Source organism: Citrobacter sp. Cb004 (assembly GCF_030337065.1).
Classification (GTDB): domain Bacteria; phylum Pseudomonadota; class Gammaproteobacteria; order Enterobacterales; family Enterobacteriaceae; genus Citrobacter; species Citrobacter braakii.
In genome coordinates, this window is the sequence record NZ_JAOWCH010000052.1 from 37,757 (window position 1) to 49,783 (window position 12,027).

The following is a 12,027-nucleotide window of genomic DNA, read 5'->3' on the forward strand; positions in this document are numbered from 1 at the left end:
ATGCCATGACGTCTGGGGCAATAACAGTCGTCGCTGCCGTATTTTGTAAGGGATAAACTATGAGAAATGTCGCGCCTGTTGCCTTACTGCTGGCATTAACGCTCTGTACCCTGCGGGTGAATGCCGAAGATGAACCGCAAATTATTACGCCGGAAGGCCTGGCCACCAGCCAGATGCTGCCCTCGCTGGACGGCGCGGTTGCCGATCTGCCGCTGAGCGCCGCCGCCCCCGGCAGCCTGACGCTCAACGACGCAGTGAGTCGCGCCGTGAGCTGGCATCCTTCTATTCGTGAATCCATCGGCAAACTGCTCTCACAAAATGAGCAGATCGACGTGGCGAAATCAAAATATTACCCGCAGGTTTCTGCCGGGATGAACAACGGTTACAGCAATACTTACACCGATCACGGCTTTAGCCCGGCCCTGGTTATTTCAGTGTCGCAAATGCTGTACGACTTCGGCAAAGTGGCAAGCCAGGTCCGTGCTGAAACCGCCGGATCCGCACAACAGCAGGCGAATGTGTTACTCAGTATTGATACCATCGCCCACGCAACCGCCAACGCGATAGTCCAGGTGCAGACGTGGCAGCAAATGGTGGACGCCGCCGAAGAGCAGCTCAGCGCCTTGAACGGTATTGGTCGGCTGACCCGTCAACGCAATGATGAAGGGGCAACCTCGCTATCCGACGTGGTGCAAACCGATGCGCGTATCGAGTCTGCACGTTCTCAGTTGGCGCAGTATCAGGCCAATCTCGACAGCAGCAAGGCAACGCTGATGAGCTTCCTCGGCTGGAACTCGCTTAACGGCATCAGCAACGAATTTCCGGTCAAACTGGACAGCAGTTGTGATGTGGTCAAACCGGACGATAAGCTGGTTCCCGCGGTGCTGGCGGCATGGGCGCAGGCGAATGTGGCCCAGGCAAATCTCGATTACGCCAACGCGCAGATGACGCCCACTATCTCCCTCGAGCCGTCGGTTCAGCACTATCTCAACGACAAATACCCCAGCCATGAGGTGCTCGATAAAACCCAGTACTCCACGTGGGTAAAAGTCGAGATGCCGCTGTATCAGGGGGGCGGACTTACCGCCAGACGCAACGCCGCCAGTCACGCGGTAGAGTCTGCACAGTACTCCATCCAGCGTACCCGACTTGAAGTACGGCAGAAATTACTGGAATCCCGCAGCCAGGCGATGAGCCTCGCCACTGCCCTGCAGATCCTGCGTCGCCAGCAACGGCTGAGTGAACAAACGCGCGAGCTTTATCAACAGCAGTATCTGGACCTCGGGTCACGCCCACTGCTCGACGTGCTTAACGCCGAGCAGGAGGTATATCAGGCCCGTTTTGCTGAACTCCAGACTCAAAACCAGCTGCGCCAGCTCCAGTTGAACTGCCTCTATAACACCGGCTCGCTTCGCCAGGCGTTCGCCTTAAATAACCGCAGTATTCAATCGGTGGAGATAAAGCTATGAGCGACGTCGATACACATGCGGAAGATGCGATTGGCGAACACGCCCTGAGCCAGTGGGCGCTGGCGATGACGCATATTGCCAGCCACTATCGCGTTGCCTGTTCGCCCGGCGCAATCCAGGCCAACGCCCCGTGGTTTGCGGGAAAAAGCCGAGCTATGGCCCTGTCGCAGCTGGCGCGTCAGGCAGGGCTGTCATTTCATGCGCTGGATACCGCCACGCAGGCATTCGGCCAGTGGCGTCTGCCGGTGGTGGCGGAACTGCGCGACGGCCAACTGATGGTGGTAGAACATTTCAACGGTGAAGATGCGTTGGATGTTTTTATCATCGCCGAAGAGGGCCAGCGTAACCGACTCACAGTTGCAGAACTTCTGCCGGAGATCGTGAGCATTACTGCGCTGCGCCCGCTGTCAGCGCTGAAGGACAGTCGGGTAGACCGCTATATTTCGCGCTTCAGGCCCGACTGGATGCGCGAACTGGTGTTACAGGACATCCGCCCTTACCTGCCGGTCATGGTTGCCGCCTTTCTGATTAACGTCCTGTCGCTTGCCGGGATTATCTTTTCGATGCAGGTCTATGATCGGGTGATCCCCGCCCAGTCTTATCCAACGCTGTATGTTCTCTCCACCGGCGTTCTGGTGGCGGTGCTGTTTGGCTTTTTGCTGCGCGAAGCGCGTACCCACATAATGGACCTGCTCGGCAAACGCGCTGATATGCGCATTTCCGATCGCGTGTTCAGCCACGCATTGCGGCTGCGCAACAGCGCTGTTCCCCGCTCGACGGGGAGCTTTATTTCTCAACTGCGCGAGCTGGAACAGGTTCGCGAGATGATCACCTCCTCGACCCTGTCGACGATTGTCGATCTACCGTTTTTCTTTTTGTTTATCGTGGTGCTGGCCTTTATCGCCCCGCCCTTGGCGTGGATAGCCCCCGTCGCGGCCCTGCTGATGATCCTGCCTGGTTTGCTGTTACAGAAGAAACTGGCGGTACTCGCCAACCAGGCAGCGCATGAATCCACCCTGCGCAACGCGGTGCTGGTTGAGAGCGTTCAGGGGCTGGAAGATATCAAGCTGATGCAGGCGGAAAACCGCTTTTTACAACAGTGGAACAGCTACATCCGTATTACCGGAGAGTCCGGACTGCGCACGCGCAAGCTGACTCAGGGGCTGATTGGCTGGGGCATGTCGGTACAAAGCCTGGTCTACGCCGCCATCATTATGTTCGGCGCGCCGATGGTCATTGAAGGCACAATGACCACCGGGGCGGTGGTGGCCGCGTCGATGCTCGGTTCCAGAATGATTGCCCCGATGGCGAACCTGTGCGGCGTGCTGGCCCGCTGGCAGCAGGTCAAGGCGGCGAAGATGGGGTTAGACAGCATCATGCAGCTTCCCACCGAAATGCAGTACGATGAAGACCGGGTGCATCAGGAGATTTTTCACGGCCATTATCTGTTTGAAAACGCGCACTTTCGCTACCACAGCGACGATCAACGCGTTCCGCTGCGCATCTCACGTCTGGAGGTCATGCCCGGTGAACGGGTGGCGATCCTCGGGCGTAACGGCGCCGGGAAATCAACGCTGCTACAGGCCATGGCTGGCGGTGTGGAGATTATCCAGGGCGATGTCCGACTCGATAACCTTAGCCTGGCGCAGATCGATATGGCCGATTTACGCCGCAATATCGGTTTTCTCAGTCAGAATGCGCGGCTGTTTTTCGGTACCCTGCGCGAAAATCTGACCCTCGGCGCACCGCATGCCAGCGACGCGCAGATCTTCGAAGCGCTGGAGGTCAGCGGCGCGGCGGCTTTCGTTAAACAACTCGCCAAAGGGCTGGCACACCCCATTATGGAGGGCGGCAACGGTCTGTCCGGTGGACAACGGCAGTCGATCCTGCTGGCAAGAATGCTGCTGCGATCGCCCAATATCGTGCTGCTCGACGAACCCAGCGCCTCGCTGGATGAACATACCGAACGAGAGTTTATTCAGCGCCTGAACCAGTGGCTGGGCAACCGAACATTGATTGTCGCCACCCATCGTGTACCGGTTCTGGAGCTGGTCGAGCGCGTAGTGGTGTTAAAAGAAGGTCAACTGGTCATGGATGCCCCGAAAGCGCAGGCGCTGAATGCGAGCCGGGCACCAGCCCCTACTCACGGTCGGGAGTGGAAAAATGAAAACCAATCCGCATGACGCTGCCATGGACGACCTCGATATCCGCCGCGAGCACCGTTTCTCCGGGGCCAGCCGCATTATTCTGCTCAGCACGCTGCTGTTTGCCGTCCTGGGTATCTGGGCGTATTTCGGCAAGCTGGATGAAGTCTCGACCGGCAGCGGGAAGGTAATCCCCAGCTCGCGCGAGCAGGTATTGCAGTCGTTGGATGGCGGCATTCTCGCCGAGCTCACGGTACGCGAAGGAGATAAAGTACAGGCTAATCAGATTGTCGCGCGCCTCGACCCCACTCGCTCTGAGTCCAACGTTGGGGAGAGCGCCGCCCGCTATCGCGCCTCACTGGCTTCCAGCGCAAGGCTCAATGCCGAAGTTAACGATCTGCCGCTCGTGTTTCCCGCTTCACTACGCGCCTGGCCGGATCTCATCGCCTCCGAAACGCGCTTGTATAAAAGTCGCCGCGCGCAGCTCGCTGATTCTATGGCAGAACTGCAGGATGCGCTGGTCTCGGTAAATAAAGAGCTGGCCATAACCCAACGGCTGGAAAAAAGTGGTGCCGCCAGCCACGTTGAAGTGCTACGTCTGCAACGACAAAAAAGCGATTTAGGATTAAAAATCACCGATCTGCGCTCACAATACTTCGTGCAGGCGCGGGAAGCGCTGTCAAAAGCCAATGCCGAAGTGGATATGCTGGCGGCTATTTTGAAAGGACGCGAGGATTCCGTCACCCGCCTGACCGTGCGCGCGCCGATGCGCGGTATTGTGAAAAACATCCAGGTCACTACCATTGGCGGCGTTATCCCGCCCAATGGCGAGATGATGGAGATTGTACCGCTGGACGATCATCTGCTGATAGAAACCCGCCTGTCTCCGCGCGATATCGCGTTCATCCACCCCGGCCAACGGGCGCTGGTGAAGATAACCGCTTATGACTACGCGATTTACGGCGGTCTGGAAGGCGTAGTCGAAACTATTTCCCCGGACACTATTCAAGACAAAGTGAAACCGGAAATATTCTACTACCGCGTGTTTATCCGCACCCATCAGGACTTCTTACAGAACAAACTGGGACGCCATTTCTCCATCGTACCGGGAATGATTGCCACAGTGGATATAAAAACAGGTGAAAAAACCATCGTCGACTATTTAATCAAACCGTTTAATCGCGCAAAAGAAGCGCTGCGCGAGCGGTAAATCCTTGAGGATTAGGGGTTGCGGGGGCTGGTCACGCGTGTCACAAGTCTGTTATACTTGCTCTAACACATTGGGGCTGATTCTGGATTCGACGGGATTCGCGAAACCCAAGGTGCATGCCGAGGGGCGGTTGGCCTCGTAAAAAGCCGCAAAAAAATAGTCGCAAACGACGAAAACTACGCTTTAGCAGCTTAATAACCTGCTCTGAGCCCTCTCTCCCTAGCTTCCGCTCTTAAGACGGGGATCAAAGAGAGGTCAAACCCAAAAGAGATCGCGTGGAGGCCCTGCCTGGGGTTGAAGCGTTAAATCTAATCAGGCTAGTCTGGTAGTGGCGTGTCTGTCCGCAGGTGCCAGGCGAATGTAAAGACTGACTAAGCATGTAGTACCGAGGATGTAGGAATTTCGGACGCGGGTTCAACTCCCGCCAGCTCCACCAAATATTGATGTACTGAAGTTCAGTAAAGTCTACTAAGCCCGCATAGCACAAGCTCTGCGGGCTTTTTTACGTCCATTGTCGTCTAGTGAGAATTGCTGAGAACCACGAGTTATGGCACCCTGAATGGGACCCAAGACAAAGGGTCCAAAATCGAGGGTCCCAAAATGGCAAAGATTGCGAAGAAACTCACCGACACTGAAATCAAAAGCACCAAACCTGCCGAGAAAGAGGTTAACCTTTTTGACGGCGATGGTTTGCTCCTGCGAATCGCCCCCTTGGCGAAGGGAGGAAAGAAAAATTGGTATTTCAGATATGCAGTGCCTGTGACCAAAAAGCGAACTAAGGTGAGCTTAGGAACCTATCCTCACCTTACACTTGCGAAGGCACGAGCTTTACGTGATGAGTACTTGTCGTTGCTTGCAAATGGTATAGACCCACAAGTTCATAACACCCACAAAGCCAATGCCCTTAAGGATGCCACGGAACATACATTTCAAGCAGTAGCCAAGAAGTGGCTTGATGAGAAAGTCAAAACGTCAGGCATCTCCCAGGATCATGCTAACGACATCTGGCGAAGCCTAGAGAGAAATATCTTTCCAACGTTGGGTGATACCCCCATTAAGGAGATTCGCCCTAAAATGCTTAAACAGCATTTAGAACCCATAGAAAAACGAGGTGTCCTTGAAACACTACGCCGCATCATATCCCGCCTGAATGAAATTTTCCGCTATGCAACAACAGAAGAACTCATAGAATTCAATCCGGCTGACAACCTGGGGCAACGGTTCAGCAAGCCAAAAAAACAGAATATGCCAGCATTACCCCCTTCCGAACTCCCCCGCTTCCTGGTTGCTCTAAACAATGCTTCTGTGCGTTTAGAAACAAGGCTACTGATTGAGTGGCAACTTCTCACATGGGTTCGCCCTGGTGAAGCTGTTCGCACAAGATGGTCAGATATTGATTTAGAAACCGGCATGTGGAACATCCCGGCGGAGTTTATGAAAATGAAGAAACCTCACAAAGTTCCACTGAGCAAAGAAGCTTTGCGAGTCTTGGATTCAATGAAAGCCATCAGCGGGCATAGAGAGTGGGTTTTTCCCAGTATCAAAGCTCCACTCAATCACATGCATGAACAAACAGCTAATGCGGCTATAATCCGAATGGGATTCGGAGGTGAGCTTGTAGCTCATGGAATGAGATCTATTGCACGAACGGCCGCAGAGGAGTCTGGTAAGTTCAGAACAGATGTCCTCGAAGCTGCTCTTGCACACTCAAAAAAGGATGAAATAATAGCAGCTTACAATCGAGCAGAATACTTAACAGAACGAGTTGCTCTTATGCAGTGGTGGAGTGATTATGTCATTGCTCAAAAATTTAAAGCTATTGCGGCATAACAACTCTATAAGGGGTTAAATCTCCCAGCCCCTTATCCACCAAGACATAAACCTTTTTTGACACCACTTTGTTCTAAACCAAGATACATGGGCTGTAACTTACAAAAGCGATTTTCTGCATGAACTGGCAAACGTCTCTGGCATTGAAAAATTTATTTAAAGCTTGTTCTTTTGTGGTTTACATAGCTTCTTTTTATAAATATCTGGGTCCACAGCAATTTTGCAGATCCTAACCTCATACCCAAAATTGGTAATACTCTTGTGGAAATTTTTCAAGTTTATTTTAGAAAACAAAGGTAAATCTTCGGGAAGATTTTTATTAGAAGCTATGGCGAAAACTAGTTTATATTTTTTAGCATCTGGTCTATTTATATGATCGGCTAATTTTATATGAGCAGGTAGTTTCTCATTAAGTTTGCCTCGAAATTCAGAGTCACTTATAAAAAGTTCAGAACCTATAAATCCTTGTGAAAAAAGATGGCTCATACTTTGCGAACCAGTATAATATTTTACATGGATAAAATCTGATTGACCTCTGATAAGATCACAAAATTCAATCTTACTTTTACCACCACCATGATGAATGAATTTCTGATCCATGTGTGTAAAGGAATTATCATCGTGGCAAAGTTTTTTATTATAATCCTCCTCTCGTTTATATGAATATACAGGGAATTTATCCGACTCCTCATAATGAATTATTTTTTTCATTTCATCATCAATAGTCGATACAAAATTCCTATCTGCAACATACCATATAGAGTCTCGAAGAATATAGTTCTGATCACCTTCTTTTATCTCGGCATAAAGGCACCTATATAAAGACCATTTTTTTATCGATTCAAAATCGGCATTCAAAACATGCAGGTAACTTTTTTTGAGTTCATCAACAGTTACTTCAGTTTTCTTACCATCAAAATAATCACAAACATGGTATATTGATAAGGTTTCATGAATGAACCTTTGTCTCTTATCAAAGCAATAGCCTATTTGATTTTCCCAGTCTACTATTTCTGGCTCTCCAAGCCATAAATCATTGAAGTCTTTTTCCTTTATCCGATCAATCAAAAGCGAATCCAATATCTCAACTTCTTGTTCATCAGCCTCCTTGATATTGTTAACCCATTCGAATTCTTCAGGAAGAGGTAATAAGTAAATAGAGTCTATTTTGGTCAACAGTGCTGGAATAGCCTTCAATTCAATATCCGGCATGATCACAAACGCATCTTTGCCAGTAATTTTACTTCCTAAAATATCTTCTGTCGAAGTGCCTGTGAGAGTTGTGAGAATATCCATCTCAGAATCTATTTTTAGGTTGTATATATCGACTTCTTTACTGCTCTGACTGCGAGTTAACAGGTTCGTTTCGTTGTGACTGCCTTTATCTAAACTGCGAATTTTCTTATGTTCTATACTATTAAGAGTTGTTTTAAGCCCAAATCCTTTGACAATGCTGCCATCATTGATTAAGTGATGACCGGTTCCAAAGGGAATAAGATATCTGGAATTGTTAGCTTCAATAACTAATACTGCTCCTGTGCTACTATTCATACCGAAGAAATCAGGTTCTATGCCAGGATTTTGGCCCATAAAAAAGGTGGTCCATTCAGGAGGTTTTGGGTCCATGTACTCCTTTACATATAGATATGCTCGTGCATCCTCCATATCGAATTCAACAGGTCTTTTGACCCTGTCCAAATTCAAAACCTGATCAATATCATCGCTAAACCTTTTTGTTTTATAAATAGAGAGTTTTATCTTCATTCTATTTTACCTGATATTTTAACGAGCCAGTATATTCAAAGAGTTCAATAACTGAGCATCTAATGTTTCTCTTACTGGAGTAGGAAGCCCATATGCAACTCTGTAATTTTTGATAGCAGTTCGTGTCTCAGGCCCCATACTTCCGTCTATATTGCCGTTATAAAACCCTTTATCCAGTAATGCGAACTGCACTCGCATGATCAAACGCTTACGCTTCTCAGTATCAGAAGCCAGCCCACTACTTGCACGAGTAGTTCCATTCATTCCAGCAGAGTTTGTGGTCGTAGAGGCATCGGTGTCATTAGAACGAAGTGAACGAACAGATGAAGAAGACGATGACGAATTTGTACCTGAAGTGGATGAGCCTGATGAGCTTGGTGAACTGTATGTCTTGGGATAATAAGGAGTGCTTCCACCATAGTACCCACCACCAGACGAAGATCTATGAGAACTATGGCTTCGATGGGAGCTATGACTACGATGCCCGGCAATGTAGAAAGGTACTTCCGTGTTAAGTGGAGCTATAACTAAATCATGCTCATTAAGAGTCATACCGGGCAAATCACTTGCACCAGTGGAGGAATCATTTGCCCATACAGAATTATTGAGTGCTAAAAACCCCGGAAGCAGAGCAGCGAAATTAAATTTTTTCATAAAATTGGTCTCGGTGGTTCATGAAAACGGCCTTTTGATGAACTGAAATAACCAGCACAGGAAGACTTCTGAGTACATTCATCACATTCTTTGGGGTAGTAATTTTTCCAGTCAGAAATTGACTGAGTAGCAAATCTCCAAGCTCTTTCAGGAAGATGGCACAATGGGTAATTGAAGATTGTTAGGGTGATGCCTGCCCTTTGTGCTGTTCCTATGGCAGAGAGAATTTTCTCACTATAGCTATCATGCTCAATGAAGATTGATGACCAGTTTTTACGTGCCCAGCCGATAGATTCTAACCCCATAAGAGAAATCTGGTTGATATTGGAAAACACGCGACCAGCGAACTCTATGATTTTGTCCAGTTCCATATAGTTAGCCAGTGTCGGAATGATTCTTAACTCAATGTTGATCCCTGAGTTACCGGCATTGATAAGCCCCATAACTGTCTCATCAAATGCCCCTTCGCTTCCAACCAGATTGTCATGGACTGACGACCTTGAAGAATAAAGCGGAATACCGAAAGTTATTTTGAGCTTTTCGCTTCGCTCTTTCATTTGTTGAGTAAAACTGACATCTGCAAACTTTCGTCCATTGGTCAAAACATGCAAAGCTGTCTCAGGTGAGTTTTCGATTATGAAGTCCAGAAATTGCAAGAAATCTTCGCCATACAGTAGAGGTTCTCCACCACTCACTCCTACTACACCATTCAGGGAGAAAGAGGCGATGGCAAGTGCTGACTGGTTAAGAAGCCAGTCATCGTTTCCTGTCTTAGGAGGCTGAGAACAAAAAAGGCAACGGTTGTTGCACCTTTCAGTTACCAGAACAGTGTTATGGTTTGCTCTCCGTGACAAAATCACCCTAATCATGTTGCCATTGTTAACAATCCCTATATCACCATCTTCTATGGAATTGAAAAGATCAGTGCTCACAACGAAGTCTGCAAAATATGCAGGAAGTCTGGAATCAAGTTGAGTTTCACTGACCAGTAAATTTGGCAGATAGAATTGAGGATTTTCGGGCTTAAATTTGCACAGGCGATAGAAACCTTGCTGAACTGGCAGATCTGCCGTAAACCTGAAAATGTCGTTTCTCAGCACCTCAGACATAAGTCCACCCTTTAAGCATCTTTGCCATCGGCCCATCCTGAGAAATTTCATTCAGAAGGAAGCGGAACATGCCTTTGTGATACTGGCAGAAAGTAGACCGACTCTTGTCACCAACAGGTTCGCCATGAACACTAATGTTTTGGCAAGGATCTGCCCCACAGAAAGGCTGATAAGCACAGGTATCGCATCCCGGCATAGCAAAATTGAATGAGGATGAAAGAGCGGAACGGTAGTATTCGTTGCTACTGAATGAGAGTGAGGCAAACTCTCCTGCACTGAAATCTGCTTCCGGGTTTACTTTCTGAAGCATACGACTTTCATCACTACCGTAGACTTTACCGTCATAATTGAACAGGATGCAGTTCAGCACGACTCCGCTTGGCGATTTTAGATCTGCATAACCACTGAATCCCGGATTGAAAATTCTTTTGAGATGGATAGCAGCCGAGTGCTCAATGACAGGTATTCCCTTTTCATTCTGAATCAACACTTCCTGCATCAACTCTTTATAAAAAGCAAAATACTCTGGCATTGAAAAAGTGAAGCTCTGATTCTGAGCAAACCCATAAGGACTAACAGGCCTGATAAACATGTCTGTAAGACCCAGAGACAAATGAGCATCTACTATGGAGGCTGGCTCTTTAGTCAGCTCCTTAGTAACTGTGGTAACCGTAGCTACCCGGTTTGCGCCAAGTTCTTCTGTGATTTTCCGAATACCAGTTACTGCTTTGTTATGAGCTTGAAAGTCAGTAAGGATGCGATTCTTGTTATGGATAGCTTCATTCCCATCAAGCGAGACCGAGAAGGTGATATTCCGCTCTTTAACCCATGAGAGGATGTTTTCATCGAGCAATGACAGACTTGTAGCAATCACCATTTCGAAAGCATCACTACCCAATGAAATATCACACTCGTGATAGATTGACTGAACAAGATCGAACCTAAGAAGTGGTTCACCGCCCTGTACTTCTATCTTGTAGGGAGGTGTACCTAGTTTCTTTATGGTGCTGACAATTTGCGGTATCAGTTTAGGGTTGAGATCATATCCATCAGCAGTGACCGATGCCCTGCTGACTTGGCAATATTTACAAGTATGATCGCAACGAAGAGTAGGTACAATCATGAAGATTGGCCTGACCGCCAGTTCATTCATGAGTCGTTTGGCAAAAGCCGAACTTAGTGCATAAGGGGTAACGGAGGAGGATTCATCTCCGCAAATGAAAAGTTTGCTTTCAAGCGATGAGGACTGTTCTTGACTGATATGACCGTTTACCAGATCGAGAAATTCCTGCTCACCTACAAAATGATGAAAGCCAGCGAGGTTACTGATGAATACCCGGCCGTCAGGCATCCTGTCGAAGTTAAAAGGCATGAGTTTCATTATGCAAGCCTGTCATCTATGCTTCGGAGAACCTTGCTGATAATGGCATCACGCAACTGACCAGTTTGATGGTGAAGTTTCTCACGGAGGGTAAAATCGTTTAACAGCCTTCCGAATTCAAACTCACATTCAGGACCACCTATCTCAAAGAAGATAATCCAAGAGGATGTGTTTTCTTCTAGTATCCATGGGCTTACAGGAGTCATCCAGTAGAGAGTGTTTCGGATAACCCATTCAGAATAAATATTTTTTTGTAATACCTTTTCCCACATCGCCATTACCTTCCCAAGTAATAATAACGAAAAGAAACATATTGGATTTGAAGATTATTCTTATAAGCAACTTTATACGGCCATTTAACAAAAATGTTACTGAGTATGTCAAGGTTATGAGTTCGAATCCTGTACAGAGATTGATTAGTGTCACAACTCCATGGTGTTGCAGTATAAACTGCAATCGCTTAACA

General features: G+C 48.1%; 9 protein-coding genes and 1 other RNA gene. 5 read left to right on the forward strand and 5 right to left on the reverse strand.

The annotated features are described in order from the left end of the window. The first annotated feature begins 59 nt into the window (after positions 1-59). From OGV65_RS09625 to OGV65_RS09645, 5 genes are all read left to right on the forward strand, one after another. A complete protein-coding gene (locus tag OGV65_RS09625; protein WP_046275995.1) occupies positions 60-1,469 on the forward strand; it encodes a TolC family outer membrane protein in 1,410 nt (469 codons plus the stop codon). After that, positions 1,466-3,652, forward strand: a complete 2,187-nt coding sequence (locus OGV65_RS09630) for a type I secretion system permease/ATPase (protein ID WP_235117316.1) — start codon at positions 1,466-1,468, stop codon at positions 3,650-3,652. Before OGV65_RS09625 ends, OGV65_RS09630 begins: the two co-directional genes overlap by 4 nt. A 7-nt stretch (positions 3,653-3,659) precedes the next feature. Beyond that, entirely contained in the window at positions 3,660-4,823 is a 1,164-nt protein-coding gene (locus OGV65_RS09635; protein WP_085951071.1) for a beta-barrel domain-containing protein, read from the forward strand. A 72-nt stretch (positions 4,824-4,895) separates the two neighbouring features. Further along, positions 4,896-5,259: a transfer-messenger RNA gene (gene ssrA / locus OGV65_RS09640) on the forward strand. 164 nt (positions 5,260-5,423) lie between these two features. Then, the gene (locus tag OGV65_RS09645; protein ID WP_101971984.1) at positions 5,424-6,653 is read left to right on the forward strand and encodes an integrase domain-containing protein; all 1,230 of its coding nucleotides are present in this window, start codon (positions 5,424-5,426) and stop codon (positions 6,651-6,653) included. Between the two features lie 156 nt (positions 6,654-6,809). Here OGV65_RS09645 and OGV65_RS09650 read toward each other — a convergent pair whose 3' ends face one another. The 5 genes from OGV65_RS09650 to hxsD are packed head-to-tail and all read right to left on the reverse strand — an operon-like array spanning position 6,810 to position 11,833. Further along, positions 6,810-8,417 (reverse strand): TIGR04141 family sporadically distributed protein, encoded by a 1,608-nt coding sequence (locus OGV65_RS09650; protein ID WP_080787224.1) that lies wholly within the window; start codon positions 8,415-8,417, stop codon positions 6,810-6,812. An 18-nt stretch (positions 8,418-8,435) separates the two neighbouring features. Next, entirely contained in the window at positions 8,436-9,071 is a 636-nt protein-coding gene (hxsA, locus tag OGV65_RS09655) for a His-Xaa-Ser repeat protein HxsA (protein WP_080787226.1), read from the reverse strand. Then, positions 9,068-10,180, reverse strand: coding sequence for a His-Xaa-Ser system radical SAM maturase HxsC (gene hxsC, locus OGV65_RS09660; RefSeq protein ID WP_080787228.1), 1,113 nt, complete (start codon positions 10,178-10,180; stop codon positions 9,068-9,070). Before hxsC ends, hxsA begins: the two co-directional genes overlap by 4 nt. Continuing rightward, positions 10,173-11,561, reverse strand: a complete 1,389-nt coding sequence (gene hxsB / locus OGV65_RS09665; RefSeq protein WP_080787230.1) for a His-Xaa-Ser system radical SAM maturase HxsB — start codon at positions 11,559-11,561, stop codon at positions 10,173-10,175. The genes hxsC and hxsB overlap by 8 nt, the downstream gene beginning before the upstream one ends. Beyond that, on the reverse strand, positions 11,561-11,833 hold the full coding sequence (gene hxsD, locus OGV65_RS09670; protein ID WP_080787232.1) for a His-Xaa-Ser system protein HxsD: 273 nt from the start codon (positions 11,831-11,833) through the stop codon (positions 11,561-11,563). The genes hxsB and hxsD overlap by 1 nt, the downstream gene beginning before the upstream one ends. Between the last annotated feature and the right edge of the window lie 194 nt (positions 11,834-12,027).

Coding starts and splice junctions, on each gene's coding strand:
- hxsD (WP_080787232.1), bottom strand. CDS start 11,833: ATGTGGGAAAAGGTATTACAAAAAAATATTTATTCTGAATGGGTTATC.
- OGV65_RS09625 (WP_046275995.1), top strand. CDS start 60: ATGAGAAATGTCGCGCCTGTTGCCTTACTGCTGGCATTAACGCTCTGT.
- OGV65_RS09635 (WP_085951071.1), top strand. CDS start 3,660: ATGGACGACCTCGATATCCGCCGCGAGCACCGTTTCTCCGGGGCCAGC.
- OGV65_RS09630 (WP_235117316.1), top strand. CDS start 1,466: ATGAGCGACGTCGATACACATGCGGAAGATGCGATTGGCGAACACGCC.
- OGV65_RS09645 (WP_101971984.1), top strand. CDS start 5,424: ATGGCAAAGATTGCGAAGAAACTCACCGACACTGAAATCAAAAGCACC.
- OGV65_RS09650 (WP_080787224.1), bottom strand. CDS start 8,417: ATGAAGATAAAACTCTCTATTTATAAAACAAAAAGGTTTAGCGATGAT.
- hxsB (WP_080787230.1), bottom strand. CDS start 11,561: ATGAAACTCATGCCTTTTAACTTCGACAGGATGCCTGACGGCCGGGTA.
- hxsC (WP_080787228.1), bottom strand. CDS start 10,180: ATGTCTGAGGTGCTGAGAAACGACATTTTCAGGTTTACGGCAGATCTG.
- hxsA (WP_080787226.1), bottom strand. CDS start 9,071: ATGAAAAAATTTAATTTCGCTGCTCTGCTTCCGGGGTTTTTAGCACTC.